The sequence below is a fragment of the Pseudomonas sp. NFACC08-1 genome, from assembly GCF_900106735.1.
Lineage (GTDB): Bacteria > Pseudomonadota > Gammaproteobacteria > Pseudomonadales > Pseudomonadaceae > Aquipseudomonas > Aquipseudomonas fluorescens_Q.
This window is the reverse complement of record NZ_FNNL01000023.1, coordinates 14,694-32,800: the sequence shown is the minus strand read 5'-3', so window position 1 is coordinate 32,800 and position 18,107 is coordinate 14,694. Positions and strand designations below refer to the sequence as shown.

Sequence of the window (18,107 nt, the reverse complement as noted above, 5' to 3'; positions counted from 1 at the left end):
CGGCTGGCCAATCGGCACGCTGTCGCGACCTTCCTCGACACAGGTCCAGTGAGTCACGTCGATGGCCGCCTCGGTCGGGCCATAGAGGTTGTACAGGCCGGCGTTCGGCAGTTTGGCGAACACCTGCTGCTGGGCGTCCACCGGCAGGGCTTCACCGCTGCAAACGATGCGTTTGAGGCTGGTGCATTCGGCCACGTGGGGGTCTTGCACAAAAGCCTGCAACATCGATGGCACGAAGTGCAGCGTGGTGATGCGCTGTGCGGTGATCAACTCGATCAGTTGCGTCGGGTCGCGATGCACGCCCGGCGCGGCCACCACCAGGGTCGCGCCGGTCAGCAGCGGCCAGAAGAACTCCCACACCGACACGTCGAAACTGAACGGCGTTTTTTGCAGCACGCTGTCGGTGGCATCGAGCCCATAGGCCTGCTGCATCCAGCACAGACGGTTGACCAGCGCCGAATGACGATTGCCCGCGCCCTTGGGCTTGCCGGTGGAACCGGAGGTGTAGATCACGTAGGCCAGGTTCTCGCCGTCGACCACCACGTCCGGATTTGTGTCGCAACCTGCGTACACCCCGCCATCAGGCAGGTCCAGCACCAGGCTGTCGATCCCCTGCGGAATCGGCAACTGATCGAGCAAATGCTGCTGGGTCAGCAGCAAACCGATGCCGCTGTCCTCGAACATGTAGGCCAGGCGATCCCGGGGGTATTCCGGGTCCAGGGGCACATAGGCACCGCCGGCCTTGAGAATCGCCAACAGCCCCAGGACCATTTCCACCGAACGTTCCACGGCGATGCCCACCAACACATCCGGGCCGACGCCATGCTCGATCAGGGTGTGAGCCAGGCGATTGGCCTGGGCGTTGAGTTCGCCGTAGCTCAGGCGTTGCTCGCCGAACACCAGCGCCGGGGCATCCGGGGTCCGGCGTACCTGTTCTTCGATCAAACCCTGGACACTGCGATCGAGCGGATACGCAACCGCCGTCGCATTCCAGTCGACGAGCAGGCGCCGACGCTCGACAGCGTCCAGCAACGTCCACTGCGCAACCGGGCGATCCAGGTCCTGCACCAAGCCGTGCAACAGGTTGAGCCAATGCTGGCCCATGCGTTCGAGGGTGGCCGGCTCGAACAGGTCCGTCGCGTAGATCAACGCAGCGTGCAGGCCCTGCGGGCTGTCGGTGGTCTCCAGGCTCAGGTCGAACTGCGCGGTGCGCTGCGCCCAGCCAAGGGGTTCGACCGCCAGGCCCGGCAATGCGTCTTCAAAGACCGAGGCGGTTTCGTTGCGGTGGTTGAACATGGCCTGGAACAACGGGCTGTGGCTCAGGTTACGCTGGGGCTGCAAGGCATCGACCAATTGCTCGAACGGCAGGTCCTGATGCATCTGCGCCGCCATGGCCGTCTGCTTGAGTTGTTGCAGCAAATCGGCACCGGTCAGATCGCTGTGGAACTCGGCGCGCAGCACCTGGGTATTGACGAAGAAACCGATCAACCGTTCGGTTTCCAGGCGTTGACGGTTGGCAATCGGCACCCCGACGCGGATGTCGGCCTGGCCGCTGTAGCGGTGCAGCAGGGCCTGGAAGGAACCGAGCAACAGCACGAACAGCGTGACGTTTTCCCGCCGGGCCAGGGCCTTGAGGGCATCGCTCAACGCAGGATCCAGCACAATCGGCAGCCGCGCCCCGCGCAGGCTTTGCTGGGCCGGGCGCGGATGGTCGGTGGGCAGTTCCAGCAGGGGTTGCTCGCTGCCCAGTTGCGCGGTCCAGTAGGCCAGTTGCCGATCCTGTTCGCCGGCGGCCATCCATTGGCGCTGCCAGACGGCATAGTCGGCGTATTGCACTTCCAGCCCGGGCAACTGCGCGGGCTGCCCCTGGGCGAACGCCGAATACAGGCTCATCAGGTCGTCGACCATCACCTGCAACGACCACGCATCGGAAACGATGTGGTGCAGGGTCAGCGCCAGGACGTGGTCCTGCTCACCCAGCTCCAGCAATGCCACGCGCAGCAGCGCATCGTTCAAGAGGTCGAACGGGCGTTGTGTCTGCTCCTCGAGGAAGGCCTGAATGCTGGCCTCATCCGCTGCGCTCAGACGTTGTTCGACGAAGCTGACCTGCCCCTGCGGGCGAATCACCTGGCAGGTGCGTCCATCGTCCTCCACGAACACGGTGCGTAAGCTTTCATGCCGTTGCACCAGCGCTTCAAAGCTGCGGCGCAGGGCGACTTTGTCCAGGGTGCCGCGCAATCGCAGCGCCGTGGGAATGTTGTAGGCGGCACTGTCCGGGTCCATTTTCCACAGGAACCACTGGCGCTCCTGGGCAAACGACAGCGGCAGTGGCTTATCCCGCGCCACGGCGGCCATGGCCTGGGGCTGTACGCCCGACCCGGCGTCGAGGGCCGCGACAAAATCCTGCAACGTGCTGTATTCGAACAGGCTGCGCAGCGGCACCTCGATGTCCAGCAGCCGACGAACCCGCGAGACCACTTGGGTCACCAGCAACGAGTGTCCGCCCAACTCGAAAAAGTTGTCGTGCAGCCCGACACGCTCAAGCTTGAGGACCTCCTGCCAGATCTGCGCCACTTGCTGCTCGCGCTGGCTGCGGGGCGCCACGTAGGCACGTTGCAATTCGCTGGCATCCGGGGCCGGCAACGCCTTGCGATCGACCTTGCCGTTGGGCGTCAGCGGCAGTTGCGCCAGGAACAACAGGTGCGCCGGAACCATGTACTCGGGCAACTGCGCCTTGAGCGCGGTTTTCAGCGAGGCGCGCAACGCGGCCTCGGCCTCGGCGTCCAACACCTCAGCCGTGACCGGCACCACGTAGCCCACCAGTTGCGCCCCGGTCGGGCCTTCATGGGCCACCACCACGGTTTCACGCACGCTCGCCTGGGCCAGCAACGCCGCTTCGATTTCCCCCAGTTCGATCCGCAAGCCACGGATCTTCACTTGATGGTCGATACGGCCGATGTACTCGACCACGCCTTCGGCCCGATAACGGGTCAAGTCGCCAGTGCGGTACAGCCGCTCGCCCGTGCTGGAAAACGGATCGGGCACGAAACGTTCGGCGGTCAGGGCCGGGCGTTGGAAATAGCCGCGGGCCAGGCCTTCACCGCCAATCAGCAGCTCACCCGGCGCACCGGGTGGGTTGAGCGTCAGGTCGCTGCCAACGATGTACAGCGCCGTGTTGTCCAGGGGTTTGCCCAGGAACGGACGGCTGCTTTCCGGGCTCAAGGGGTGCACCGCCGACCAGATCGTGGTTTCGGTCGGGCCGTAGAGGTTCCAGACCTTCGGCGAAAGGGCCAACAAGCGTTGCGCCAGTTCCAGGGGCAACGCCTCGCCGCCACACAGGAACGTGCGCCCGGCCAACAGCGCAGACTGCTCGTGATCCAGCAGCATGCGCCAGCTCGAAGGGGTGGCTTGCAATACGGTCACGTCATGGCGCTCGATCAGCGCCAGCACCGCTTGCGGATCCTGGTGGACGTTCTGGCCGGTCAGTACGATGCTGGCCCCGGCCGACAACGGGCCGTAGATTTCCAGGCCAAAAATGTCGAAGGAAAACGTCGTCAACGAGAGCATGCGGTCGCTGGCCGCAAGCCCCGGCTGGGCGATCATGCTGGCGACGAAATTGCTCAGCGCGCCATGACGCACCATCACGCCCTTGGGTTTGCCGGTGGAACCGGAGGTGTAGATGACGTAGGCCAGATGTTCGGCGCTCAGTGGCACCACCGGACAGCTGCGCGGTGCGGCCTGCAGCGCGGCGTCGGGCTGGTCCAGCAACAGGGTCTGCAGGGTGGCCGGAATCGGCAGCAGCGCCTGCAAACGGGCCTGGGTCAACAGCAGTTCGATGCCGCTGTCCTCGATCATGTAGGCCAGGCGATCCTCGGGATACGCCGGGTCCAGGGGCACGTAGGCGCCACCGGCCTTGAGGATCGCCAGCAGGCCGACGATCATCTCGACGCTGCGCTCCACTGCGATGCCCACTGGCTGGTCAGGCGTCACGCCCAGGGCCATCAAGCGGTGGGCGAGCTGGTTGGCGCGCGCGTCCAGTTGCCCATGGGTCAGGGTCTGTCCATCGATGGTCAGCGCCAGCGCGTCGGGAGTCTGGCGCGCTTGTTCGGCGATGCACCAGTGCACGCATCCGGTTCCGGCACCGTGGTCGGCCACGCGGTACCAGTCTTGCTGCGTCAGGCGCTGCTGGGCGGCGTCAAGCAACGGCAACTCACCGATACGTTGTTGCGGCGTCTCGACAATGCCTTGCAGCAGGTTCTGCCAGTGATGGGCCAGGCGTTCGATGGTCTGCGCTTCGAAGAGGTCGGTGGCGTAGGTCAGCTCGGCGGCAACACCCTGCTCGGTTTCATAGGTGCCCAGGGTCAGGTCGAACTGGGCGGTGCGCCCTTCCCACACCAGGTCCTCGATGCTCAGCCGTGGCAGCTGCAACTGCCGGTCCTGGGTATCACTGGCTGTCTGGTGGTTGAACATGACCTGGAAGATCGGGCTGTGGCTCAGGCTGCGTTCCGGTTGCAGGGCTTCGATCAACTGCTCGAAGGGCAAGTCCTGATGAGCCTGGGCGGCCATGGCCGACTGCTTGACCTGAGCGAGTAAGCGATCGAACGGCAACTGCCCATCGACATCGGCGCTGAGCACCTGGGTGTTGACGAAAAAGCCGATCAGGCCCTCGGTCTCGACCCGGTTGCGGTTGGCCACGGGCACGCCGACGCGGATCTGCGGCTGGCCACTGTAGCGGTGCAGCAACGCCTGGAACGAGGCCAGCAACACCATGAACAAACTGGCCCCTTCACGTTGGGCCAGTTGCTTGAGCGCCGCGCCCAGTTCCGGCGACAGGTTCAGGTCCAGGCGCGCACCGCGAAAACTCTGCACGGGTGGGCGTGGGTGATCGAGGGGCAGCTCTAAAACTGGTTGTTCGCCACCCAGGGTCTGGAGCCAATAGGCCAGTTGCCGCTCGCGCTCACCGGCCTCGAGCCAGTGGCGCTGCCAGATGGCGTAGTCGGCGTACTGCACGGTCAGTTCCGGGAGTTCCAGTGGCTGGCCGGCAGTGTCGGCGGCGTAGTAGCGCACCAGTTCATCCACCAGCACCTGCATCGACCAGCCATCGGAGATGATGTGGTGCTGGATCAGCGCCAGCACATGGTCGTCTTCGGCGATTTTCAACAGTGAAACCCGCAGCAGCGGCCCCTGGCGCAGATCGAATGGGCGCGCGCTTTGCGCCTCGACGAAGGCCTTGATGCTGTCGTCCTGGCTGGCTGGCGAACCGGCGGGCAACGCGTGGACCGCAATACGCAGCGGCATGTGCGGGTGGATGACCTGCACGGCCTGCTCGCCATGCTCGATGAAAGTGGTGCGCAAGCTCTCGTGGCGCTCGACCAGGGCGTTGAAGCTGCGCTCCAGGGCGGCCACGTCCAACGGCCCCTTGAGGCGCAGGGCACTGGGGATGTGATAGGCCGAGCTGTGCGGGTCCATCTGCCACAGGAACCACTGGCGTTCCTGGGCATAGGACAGCGCGATGTGTTCAAACCCGGAGCGCACCTCGGGGATCGGCAGGTTGGCCGGCGAGACGCCCTCTTCGAGCATTTTTTCCAGGTACAGCCGGCGTTTGTCCAGCGGCAGAGTGATAAAGCGCTTGGCAATCCTCAAAGCAACACTCTTATCCATCAGACTTCCTCCATTTCATCAAGCAGGGCTTCCAGCTTGTTCAGTTTCTGTTCGTTGATTGGCCCGTCCCCGATGTCCAGTTGCGCGACAAAATCCCCCAGGACGGGATGCTGGAAAATCAGTTGCGGGGTCAGGCTCAGCCCCAATTCGAGGGCCAGACGCGAGACGGCATTGACCGCCAGCAGCGAATGGCCGCCCAGCTCGAAGAAGTGATCGTTCAAACCCACGCGTTCCACCGTGAGCACCTGGGCCCAGATCGCCGCGACCTGCTGCTCGAGTTCACTGGCCGGCGCGACATAACCGGTTTGCAGCAAGCCGGTCTCCGGGGCCGGCAAGGCCTTGCGGTCGAGCTTGCCGTTGGGCGTCAGCGGCAGTTGATCGAGGAACAGCAGGTGCGCCGGAATCATGTAGTCGGGCAAGTGTTCCCTGAGACCGGCCTTGAGCTGATCGCGCAGGGCACGCAGCGCTTCGGTGACGTCCAGGTCCAGCGCTGGGGCGACCACGTAGGCCACCAGTTGCTGGCCTCCCGCCGCGTCCTGGGCCAGGACGGCCACCTCAAGCACCTCGGGTTGTTGCAGCAGCCGCGCTTCGATTTCCCCCAACTCGATACGGAAGCCGCGGATCTTCACCTGATGGTCGATCCGGCCCTGATATTCGAGCACGCCATCGACGCGATAACGGCTCAGGTCGCCAGTGCGATACAAGCGCTCGCCGTTGCTGGAAAACGGGTTGGGCACGTACTTCTCGGCGGTCATCGCGGCACGGCCGAGGTAGCCACGGGTGATGCCCGCGCCGCTCAGGTACAGCTCGGCCGAGACGCCTTGGGGCACCGCTTGCAGGTTAGCGTCCAGCAGGTAACTGGCGGTGTGCTTGAGGGGCCGGCCGATGTTCGCGGTGCCGCCGACGGTGCGGCGGGTCCAGGTGGAATAGGTGGTGTCTTCCGATGGGCCGTAGAGGTCGTAGACATGCTCGCTGCCACACTGGTACAGCGCTTCCACCAGGCTCTGCTTCAACGGCTCACCGGCCAGGTTGATGATGCGCACGCTGGCCGGGATTTCACCGCTGCGCTGCAACGCGGCGATGGCCGATGGCACGGTGTTGACCAGGCGCACCTGATCCCGGGCCGGCAGGTGCGGCAGTTCCAGGGCATTACGGGCGATGATCAGCGAGCCGCCATTGGCCAGGGTCACGAACAGCTCCCACACCGACAAGTCGAAACACACGGAAGTCGATGCGAGCACGCCTTGGATATCGTCGCAGCTGTAGACCGATTTCGACCAGTCGATCAGCGCCAGCACGTTGCGATGGGCAATCGCCACGCCCTTGGGCTGGCCGGTGGAGCCGGAGGTGTAGATCACGTAGGCGAGGTTGTCTGGCATGACCTGGGTGTGGGGTGTGCTCAGCGGGTAGTGCGTCAGGTCGAGTTGATCCAGCATCAACACAGCGGTCTCGGTCGCAACGGCCAGCGTCGCCGCCACCGCTTGCTCGGTCAGCAGCACCCGCGCGCCGCTGTCGTCGAGCATGTAGGCCACACGTTCGGCCGGATAGTCCGGGTCCAGCGGGACGTAGGCGCCACCGGCCTTGAGCACCGCCAGCAAGGCGATCAGCAACTGCTCGGAACGCGGCATTGCCACGCCCACTCGCACTTCCGGGCCCACACCCAGTTCGATGAGTCTATGGGCCAGGCGATTGGCCTGGCCGTCCAATTCGCGGTAGCTCAGACGGGTGTTGGCGAAAGTCACCGCCAGGGCCTCTGGCGTGGCTTCGACCTGACGAGCGATCATCTGGTGAATGCACAGCGTTTGCTCGAACGGGGCGTCCACCGGGTTCCAGTCATGGGTCAGACGCTGATGCTCATCGAACTCAAGCATCGACAGTTCACCCAGGCAGCGCTCGCCATGGGCGGTCATCTGCCCCAACAGTTGAGCCAGGTGCGCCGCCAGCCGTGCCACGGTGGCGGGCTCAAAACTGGCCCGCTGGTAGCTCATGTGCACTGACAACTGCCGATCGAGGCCCACCAACAGCGTCAGCGGGTAGTTGGTCTGCTCCTGGGTGGCCACCGGGCCGAAGCGCAGGCCGTCTGGCGCGCCTTGCTCCAAGGCTTGGGCAATCGGGTAGTTCTCGAACACCAGCAGGCTGTCGAACAGCGTTTCACCGCCCTGCCCGGCCCAGCGCTGGATGTCCAGCAACGCGGTGTGCTCGAACTCCCGCAGCGCCAGGTTCTGCCCTTGCACGGCCTGCAGCCAACTGTCCAGGGATTGCTCGGCCCGCGGGCTGGCGATCACCGGCAAGGTGTTGATGAACAGGCCGATCTGCTGCTCGATGCCGGGCACATCCGCCGGGCGGCCGGCGACCGTCGCACCGAAGGCCACCGTGTCTCGACCGGTGTAACGCTGCAACAGCAGCAACCATGCCGCCTGCACCAAGGTGTTGACGGTGACTTTCGAGGCGCGGGCAAAGGCCTCCAGGCGTCGGGTCAGCGCTTCGTCCAGCACCTGGACATGATCGCCATGACCGGCCTGGGCCTGGGCCGGCTTCGCCATGACGTCGGCCAGGCGCGTCGGGGTCTCCAGGCGTCGCAGCGCAGGCGTCCAGAACGCTTCGCTGGCGGCCTCGTCCTGGCGTTGCAGCCAGGCAATGTAATCGCGATAACGACCGGCCGGACGGGCCACGCTGTCACCCCGGTAATGCTGCAAGACTTCGCCGAGCAACTGCGCGCTGCTCCACCCGTCCATCAGGATGTGATGGTTGGTGTAGATCAGGTGATGACGGTCGGAGGCGGTGCGCACCAGCACCAGGCGCATCAGCGGCGCCCGGGTCAGGTCCACGCCTTGGGCACGTTCTGCGTCGGCGAGGGTTTGCAGGGCATCATCAATATCAGTGCGCCCGTTCCAGTCGAGCACACGGAACGGCACCTCGACCTGACGCTGCACGATCTGCACCGGCTGCGCCAGGTCGCCCTGCCAGAAGAAGCCGCTGCGCAGGATGTCATGGGCATCGACCACGGCTTGCCAGGCGGCGCGGAAACGCTGTGGGTCGATGCCCTCGACGTCGAGGCGCATCTGGTTGATGTAGTCGCCACTGCCCTGCTCGAGCACGGTATGAAACAGCATACCCTGCTGCATCGGTGACAGCGGGTAGATGTCGTCGATGGCCTGGGGGTGTTGGACCAGGGTGTCGAGTTGCGCCTGGGTCAGCCGCGCCAAGGGGAAATCCGACGGCGTCACGCCACGGCTGTTGTCGTCGCAGCAATGGGCGATGAGCGCGGTAAGTTCCTGTACATAGTCATCGGCCAGGCGCTGGATGGTCGCGGCGTCGAACCTGTCGCCGCTGAAGGTCCAGCTCAAGTCCAGCTCGCCGCCAAACACTTGGCCGTCGAGGGCCAGCGGGCTGCCCAGCGGGCCTTGCAGGTTCACTTCTTCGCCGCCGCGCTCGGTGGTCGGCACGAACAAGGCTTCGTCGGCCCCCTCGAAACTGCCGTCGAACTGGCCGAGGTAGTTGAAGGTCAGTTGCGGTTTCGGCAAGGCTTGCAGGGTTTGGCGCGCAGAGTCATCGCCCAGGTGCGCCAAGGCGCCGAAGCCAATGCCCTTGTTGGGGATGGCACGCAGTTGTTCCTTGATCTGCTTCAACGAGGCGCCGAGATCGGCAGCCGGGGTCAGCTTCGCGGGGAACAGGCTGGTGAACCAGCCGACGGTACGAGTCAGGTCGACGTGGGCGAACAACTCTTCGCGGCCATGGCCTTCGAGTTGCACCCACACGCTGTCGTCGCCGGTCCAGCGCACCATCACCCGCGCCAGTGCGGTCAGCAGCAGGTCGTTGACCTGGGTGCGGTAGGCCGCCGGGGCCTGCTGCAACAGTTGCCGGGTGAGGGTTTTATCCAGTGCCGAGCGGATCGTCACGGCTTGGCTGTGTTGCTGCCCGCCCTGGGGATTATCCCACGGCAACCCCGCCGAAGCGCCTTGCAACTGTTGCTGCCAAAAGCCCAGTTCGGCCTGCAAGGGTGCGCTGGCCGCGTAGTCCTGCAACGCGGCGCTCCAGGCTTTGACCGCACTGGTCTTGGCCGGCAGTTGCACCGCCGTGCCCGCGAGCATCTGCCGATAAGCGCTTTGCAGGTCTTCGAACAGAATCCGCCAGGACACCCCGTCCACCACCAGGTGATGCACGATCAGCAACAGCCGCTGCGTGCCATCGGCGAGGTTCGCCAGCAGCGCGCGCAGCAGCGGGCCGCCGTCCAGTTGCAGGCTGCGCTGGGCCCGGTTGCCCAGCACTTCCAGCTCAGCGAGATCGGCGACGTCGGCCTGCCACAGCAGCGTGCCAGCGGCCTGCGCCTCGACGTCACGGTAACGCGCGATCCAGCCTTCGCCCTGTTCGATAAAGTCCAGGCGCAAGCTGTCGTGGTGCTCGATCAGCGCGCCCAAGGCTTGCTCCAGCGCCTGTGCATCCAGCGCCTGCGTCGGTTTGAGCATCACCGATTGATTCCAGTGATGGCGGTCGGGGATCGGTTGGGCGAAGAACCATTGATGGATCGGCAGCAGTGCGGTTTCGCCAGTCACGGGTTGCTGGTCGATCGGTTGCAGCGGCGCGCCCGTCTGGACCACGGCGGCCAGGGCCTCGATGGTCTGGTGCTGGAACAGATCCTTCGGCGTGAATTGGATACCGACCTGGCGGGCGCGACTGACCACCTGGATCGAGACGATGGAATCGCCCCCCAGTTCGAAGAAATTGTCCTGCAGGCCGACTTGCCCAAGCTTGAGCACGTCCTGCCAGATGGTCGCCAGTTGCTGCTCCAGCGGGCTGCGCGGCGCCACGTAGGTTTGCTGCAATTGGCTGACGTCGGGCTTGGGCAGGTTCTTGCGGTCGAGCTTGCCGTTGGGGGTCAGCGGCAAGCGTTCAAGCAGCAGCAGATAGGCCGGGACCATGTGCGCTGGCAGGGTCGCCTTGAGCTGTTCGCGCAGGTGCTCGGCGAACGCCTCACGCGGGGCCGCCGACGCATCGGCCACCACATAGGCCACCAGACGCTTGCCACTGCCAGCCGGGCCTTCCTGGGCCACGACGACCGTTTCGCGCACGCCATCCAGGGCTTGCAGGCTGGCCTCGACTTCGCCCAGTTCGATGCGGAAACCGCGGATCTTCACTTGGTTGTCGATACGGTCCAGGTAATCGAAGGTGCCGTCGGCGCGTTGGCGCACCAGGTCGCCGGTGCGGTACAGCAAGCCGCCTTCCGCGCTGAATGGATCAGCGACAAACCGCTCAGCCGTCAGCCCCGGGCGGTTCAGGTAGCCCCGGGCCAGGCCGCTGCCGCCCAGGTACAACTCGCCGGCCATGCCTTGGGGCAGCAGGTTCAAGTCAGCATCCAGCACGTAGGCGCTGCGGTCGCCGATGCGGCTGCCGATGGGCGCATACGCGGCGCCGCACGTCACGTCACGGCCGGCCTTCCAGATCAGCGGCGTGACCACGGTTTCGGTCGGGCCGTAGCCGTTGATGATGAAGTCCGGATCGAGGGCGCGCTTGACCCGTTCGAAACTGGCGTTGGGCACCGCATCGCCGCCGAAGCAATAGATGCGCACCCTGGGCGGGTTGCCTTCGCGCTCGGCGTGTTCGGCCAGTTGTTGCAGGTACACCGGCGGGAACGCCACCACGGTCACGGCATGCTCGCGCATCGCGTCGTAGGTTTGCTCCGAGGTCCACAGGCTGTCGTCGCGAATCAGCAGCGAGGCGCCGTGGGTCAGGCTGGTGAGCCAGCGTTCGTGGGCACCGTCGAAGGCGAAGGACATGAAATGGAATTCGCAATCGCTGCCCTGCATTTCATAGCACTCGCCGATGGCCTGGCAGTGCATCGCCAGCGGTCCATGGGCCACGCTCACACCCTTGGGATTGCCGGTGGAACCGGAGGTGTAGATCACGTAGGCAAGGTTCTGTGGATCGACCTCGATCGCAGGTGCATGAATGGGTTGCAGGCTCAGGTCCAGGCGATCGAGTTCCAGCACCTGTGCGGCACGTTCCAGGGGCAACTGCGCCGACACGCGAGAATCGGTGAGCAACAGCGCCAGCCCCGAATCCTCGATCAGGTACGCCAGGCGTTCACGGGGGTAGCTGGTGTCCAGCGGCACGTAGGCAGCGCCGGCCTTGAGCACCGCCAGCAGCGCGACGATCACCCCTTCGCTGCGCGGCAGGGCCACGCCGACGCGGGTTTCCGGGCCCACGCCACGGGCGACCAGTGCATGAGCCAATTGGTTGGCCCGACGGTCGATGTCGCCGTAGCTGAAACGTTGTCCATCGAAGATCACCGCGGTGCTGTGCGGTTTCAGCGCCGCCAGATGGGCGATGCGTTGATGCACGGCGATGTCGGTCGGGTACGGTTGCGGGTGGTTGGCAGCCTGTTGCGCCTGGTGTTCCTCAGCGCTGGCCAGGGCGATCTCGCCGAGGCGACGCTCGGCGGATTCGGCAAACCGTTCCAGCAGGTGCAGCAATTGCGCACTCAAGCGCTCGATGGTCGCGACGCTGAAATGCGCCTGGTCAAAACTCATGTGCAGCGCCAGCGTCTCGCCCAAGGTCACGCCCAGGGTCAGCGGGTAGTGCGTCTGATCCTGGTTGGCGACTTCGCCGAACACCACGCCTTGGGCGGTGCCACGTTGCAACGCCGCGGAGATCGGGAAGTTTTCGAACACCAGCAGGCTGTCGAACAGCGCTCCCCCGCCCTGCCCGGCCCAGCGCTGGATGTTTGCCAGCGGTGTGTGCTCGAATTCGCGCAGGCTCAGGTTCCGGGCTTGCACGGCGGCCAACCAGGCAGCGACCGTCTGGTCCGGACGCGAGCCTGCGATCACTGGCAAGGTGTTGATGAACAGGCCGACCTGTTGTTCGATGCCAACCAGTTCTGCCGGTCGCCCGGCCACGGTGGTGCCGAACGCCACGCAGTCGCTACCCGTGTAACGCTGCAACAGCAGCAGCCACGCCGCTTGCACCAAGGTGTTGACGGTGACTTTCTGCTGGCGGGCGAATGCGTTGAGACGGCCCGTGCGCGGCGCATCCAGCGTGTAATGCCTGAGCGCGTGAGCGCTTTCGCTGCGCACTTCAGCACTCGCCGCGGCGGCGTTTGCGAGCAGCGTCGGCTCCTGGAGATCGGCCAGTTGCCCCAGCCAGAACGTTTCGCTGAGGGCTGTGTCCTGGCGCTGCAACCATTGGATGTAATCGGCGTAGCGGCTGACCGGACGCGGCGGCTGTTGACCGGCGTAGCGTTGCAGCACTTCGCCAAGCATCTGCGCGCTGCTCCAGCCGTCCATCAGGATGTGATGGTTGGTGAAAATCAGGTGATGACGCTCATCGCTCAGCTGAATCAGCGTGACCCGCAGCAGTCCGGCCTGAGTCAGGTCGAACCCCTTGGCCAGGTCGGCGGCGGTGAAATCCTTGAGGGCCTGGGCGACATCATGGCGCCCGCGCCAATCGAGCAGGGTGTAAGGCAGCGCCAGGCGGCGATGGATGATCTGCAACTGCTCCTGCAACTCACCCTGCCAGATGAAGCCGCTGCGCAGGATCTCATGGGCGTCCATGGTCGCCTGCCACGCGGCGCGGAAACGCTCGGGGTCGAGGCCATCGACATCCACGCATAGTTGGTTGATGTAGGTGCCGGTGCCCTGCTCGTACAAGGTGTGGAACAACATGCCTTGCTGCATCGGCGACAGCGGGTAAATGTCCTCGATAGCGGCAGCCGGCACTGGGATCGCGTCCAACTGCGCCTGGGTGATACGCGCCAGCGGGAAATCCGACGGCGTGACGCCCATGGCATCGGCCAGGCAACAATGGTCGATCAGCGCTTCCAGTTCGCGGGCATAGTCATCGGCTAGACGGGCGATGGTCGCCTCGTTGAATTGCTCACTGCTGAACGTCCAACGCAAATCAAGCTCGCCGTCATAGACCTGACCCTCGACGCCCAGCCCGTTGTCCAGCGGCGCATCGAGGCTCTGCTCGAGCCCAGCGCTTTCGCCCGCCGGGCTGAACAGCGCGCCCTCGCTGGCATCGAAGCTGCCGTCGAACTGGCCGAGGTAATTGAAGGTGATGCACGGCAATGGCAAGGCCTTGAGACAGGCTTGTGCCGCGTCGTCGCCCAGGTAGCGCAGCACACCAAAACCTATGCCCTTGTTCGGGATCGCCCGCAACTGCTCCTTGATCTGCTTGATCGCGGCGCCCACGCTATCGGCAGGAGTCAGCCGCACCGGGAACAGGCTGGTGAACCAGCCGACCGTACGGGTCAGATCGACGTCGCTGAACAGCTCTTCGCGGCCATGGCCTTCCAGTTGAATCAGCGTGTCGGCATGCCCGGTCCAGCGGCAGATCACTCGCGCCAGGGCGGTCAGCAGCAGGTCGTTGACCTGGGTGCGATACGCCGCAGGGGCCTGTTGCAGCAGTTGCTGGGTGAGGGTTTTGTCGAGTCGGCTGTGCAGCACTTTTGCGTATCGGCTTTGCCGGCTGCCTTGGGGATTGTCCCAGGGCAGATCCATCATGGCGCCTTGCAGTTGTTGCTGCCAGAAGGTCAATTCGGCGCGCAGCGTTTCAGTGCTCGCGTAGGCCTGCAGATGTTCGCCCCAGGCCTTGTAGGCACTGGTCTTGGCCGGCAACTGGAGAGCGGCTCCGACGCTGGTCTGTTGATAAGCCCGTTGCAGGTCTTCCAGCAGGATGCGCCACGACACGCCGTCCACGGCCAGGTGGTGCACGGCCAGTAACAGACGCTGGCTGCCATCGGCCATGTTCGCCAGTACTGCACGCAGCAGCGGGCCCCTTTGCAAATCCAGGCTGCGCTGGGCCTTGGCACAGAGGTCTTGCAGCTCAGCGGCGCTCAGGTTATCCGCGGTCCACAGCAACTCGGGGTCGATCGCCACCGGCGCCACGTCGGCGCGCCAGCCCGTCGGGGTTTCGGTGAAGCGCGAACGCAAGGCATCGTGATGCGCCACCAAGGCGTTGAGGGCCTGCGTCAGCGCTGGCGCCTGCAACGGCAGGTGGCTGCGCAACAGGACAGCCTGGTTCCAGTGGTGACGCTGGGCAATGGTGTCCTCGAAAAACACCTGCTGGATGGGCAGCAACGGCAGCTCGCCGCTGACCGGCCCTTGATCGATCTGCAGGCCACTGCCGCCCTGCTGCGCGACACTCGCCAGGCCTTGTACGGTTTGATGCTGGAACAGGTCACGGGGGGTGAAATGGATCCCGGCCTGCCGCGAACGGCTGACCACCTGGATCGAGATGATCGAGTCGCCGCCCAGCTCGAAAAAGTTGTCGGTCAGGCCGACCTGTTCAAGCTTGAGCACGTCCTGCCAAATGGCCGCGATGCCTCGTTCCAGCTCACTGCGGGGCGCGATGAAGGCTTGCTGCAGCTGGCTGGCATCGGCTGAAGGCAAGGCTTTGCGGTCGAGCTTACCGTTGGGGCTCAGCGGCAATTGCGCCAGGAACAGCCATTGCGTGGGCACCATGTAATCCGGCAGGTGATCCTTGAGCTGCGCCTTCAGGGTGTCCCGCGCCGCGCCCTGCACCTCGGCCGAGGCCGACACCAGCGATGCATCCTGGGGCACCACGTAGCCCACCAGTTGCAGGCTGCTGCCACCCTGCACCGCCAGCACGACGGCTGCGTTTACCGCGTCCAGTTCCAGCAGGCGTGCTTCGACTTCGCCCAGCTCGATGCGCAAACCGCGGATCTTTACTTGATGATCAACGCGCCCGACGTATTCGATCTGGCCCAAGGTGTTGAAACGTGTCAGGTCGCCGGTGCGATACAGGCGCGCGCCGGTGGTGGAGAACGGATCGGGAATGAACCGTTCAGCGGTCAAGCCCGGACGCTGGAAGTAACCGCGCGCCAGCAGCTCGCCGCCAATCAGCAACTCGCCGACCACGCCCACCGGCGTGGGTTCGAGGTGCCCATCGAGCAGATAGGTATGCCGGCCTGGCAGCGGTTGACCAATGGGCAAGGTCAGCGGCAGCGGCCGGCGATTGAAGACGTAATCGCTGCAATCAAGGGTGGTGGCGGTGACCGTGGCTTCGGTCGGGCCGTAGGTGTTGAGCAGCTTGACCCGCTCGAGCCCGGCCCGACGCCAGGCCTGCACGCCTTCGGGCGGCATCGCCTCGCCACCGCTGTGCACCTGGCGCAGCACCGCGTAGTCACGCGGGCCGGCAGCGGCGAACTCCTTGGCGATCATGTTCCAGTAGGCGGTGGTCAGGTCCATGACCGTGATGCCCTGCTCGACGATGTGGCGGTACAGGGTTTCGCTGTCCCACACCTCGTTGCCACGCAGCAGCACCGAGGCGCCGCAGGTCAGCGGCCCGAACAGTTGCTCGCCAAAGGCATCGAAGTTGAACGTGGCGAATTGCAGCACGCAGTCGGCATTGCTCAAACCGTAATAGTGCTGCGAGGCAAACGCATGCTTGCTCAGCGCGCCATGACTGATGCCGACGCCTTTCGGGCGCCCGGTCGAGCCGGAGGTGAACATGACGTAGGCCAGGCTGTCGGCCCACACCTGGCGTTGCAAATTGCCGGGCTCAGTGTCTTCCCAAGACGGGCTCTGATCCAGGCACAAGCAACGCACGCCCTCGGGCACAGGCAGGCGTTCAAGCCAATGGCTTTGGGTCAGGAGCAGGCGACTGGCGCTGTCTTGAATCATGAACCGCAGGCGATCAACCGGGTACTGAGGGTCCAGCGGCACGTACGCACCGCCGGCCTTGAGCACGGCAAGGATGGCGACCACCAGTTCCAGGCTGCGGTCGACAGCTATGCCCACCAGCACGTCAGGACCGACACCCGCCGCCACCAACGTGCGCGCCAGGCGATTGGATCGGGCGTTGAGCTGGCCGTAGGTCAATCGTTGTCCGTCGCAGATCAAGGCGATGACGTCCGGGCTGCGTTCAGCTTGCGCCTCGAACAGCTCGTGTACCGGGCGCTCGCTCGGCCAGGTCGTGTCGTGGCGTCCCCACTCTGTCACCAACTGGCGATATTCAGCCGGCGCCAGCAACGCGAGTTCGCCGACCCGCTGCTGTGGGTCGGCGACGATGTTGCGCAACAGCAGCGTCCAGTGCCGCGCCATGCGCTCGATGGTTTCGGGGTTGAACAAATCACTGGCGTAGGTGAACGCGGCATGCAATTGGCCGCCCTTTTCGTAGGTGTCCAGGCTCAAGTCGAACTGGGTGCTGCGCGATTCCCATTCGATGACCCCCAGCTCCAGACCGCTGCCGACTTTCAGCGTGGTGACGTCGGCCACTTCCGGCTGGTGGTTGTACATCACCTGGAACAATGGGTTGTAGCTCAGGCTGCGCTCAAGCTTCAGCGCCTCGACCAGTCGTTCGAAGGGCAGGTCCTGGTGGGCCTGGGCGCCGAGGGCGGTTTCCTTGACGTCACGCAACAGGTCGCCAAGGCGGGCCTGGCCATCCACTTGCACCCGCAACACCTGGGTGTTGACGAAGAAACCGATCAGCCCTTCGATTTCCTGGCGGTTGCGGTTGGCGACCGGGACGCCGACTCGCAGGTCGTCTTGTCCGGTGTAACGGTGCAGCAGGATACTGAAGGTACCCAGCAACAGCATGAACAAGGTCACCCCCTGTTGCCGGGCCACGCCGCGCAGTTGCTCGACCAGCTCGGCCTCCACCACCTGTTCCAGGCGACGACCGCGATAGCTCGGCAGCATCGGGCGTGGGTAGTCGAGTGGCAGCTCCAACACCGGATGCTCGTCGCCCAGTTGCGCTTGCCAGTAATCGAGTTGCCGCTGCAGCTCGCCGGCCTCCAGCCAACGGCGTTGCCACAGGGCGTAGTCGCTGTACTGGATCGGCAAGTCGGCCAACTGCGGTGCAACGCCCGCCTCATGGGCGTCGTAGAAACGGATGAACTCATCGATCAACACGTTCATGGACCAACCATCGGAAACGATGTGGTGCAGGGTAAGCAGCAGCACGTGCTCCTGCTCATCGAGCTTGAGTAATTCGACCCGCAGCAACGGGCCGCAGGCCAGGTCGAAGGGCCGCATCGACTGGGCCTCGGCGGCCAGGCGAACCGCCTGCTCGCGCTCGTCGGCCGGCATGGCACTGAAGTCCGCGTGGTCGATCACCAGCGGCGCGCTGGCCGGCACCTGCAGGAGACGGTCGTCGGCCTGGCGCTGGAACACCGTGCGCAGGGTTTCATGCCGCGCCACCAGGCTGGCGAAGGCTTGCTCCAGGGCCGGCAGGCTCAACACTCCGCTGAGCCGCACCGCCCCGGGCAGGTTGTAGGCGCCGCTGTCCGGCTCCAGCTGCCAAAGGAACCACATGCGCTGCTGGGCATAGGACAACGCCTGGCGATCCTCGGCCTCGACGCCCTGGGGGATGGGGAAACCGCTGAACTCCACGCCCTCCTTGGCCAGCGCCGCGAGGAACATCCGGCGCTTGTCCAGGGGCAACCCGATAAACCGGCGAGCAAGTTTCAAGGCGTCTTCAGCATTCAT

The 18,107-nt window shown here is 64.9% G+C and carries 2 protein-coding genes (1 of these 2 only partly in view); both read right to left on the bottom strand.

Annotation, left to right across the window (positions count from 1 at the left end; translation table 11 throughout):
• Positions 1 to 5,661 carry the start of a non-ribosomal peptide synthetase gene (locus BLU76_RS29110; RefSeq protein ID WP_092225574.1) on the bottom strand. Its footprint begins 7,875 nt before the window's first position, so the window shows 5,661 of its 13,536 coding nt (coding positions 1-5,661); the start codon lies at positions 5,659 to 5,661; its stop codon lies beyond the left edge, outside the window.
• Positions 5,661 to 18,107: a non-ribosomal peptide synthetase gene (locus BLU76_RS29105; RefSeq protein ID WP_092225572.1), complete on the bottom strand. Its 12,447-nt coding sequence runs from the start codon at positions 18,105 to 18,107 to the stop codon at positions 5,661 to 5,663. The genes BLU76_RS29110 and BLU76_RS29105 overlap by 1 nt, the downstream gene beginning before the upstream one ends.

What these genes read in the sequence shown, in the direction of transcription:
- BLU76_RS29105 (WP_092225572.1), bottom strand. Translation starts at nt 18,107, where the DNA reads ATGAATGCTGAAGACGCCTTGAAACTTGCTCGCCGGTTTATCGGGTTG.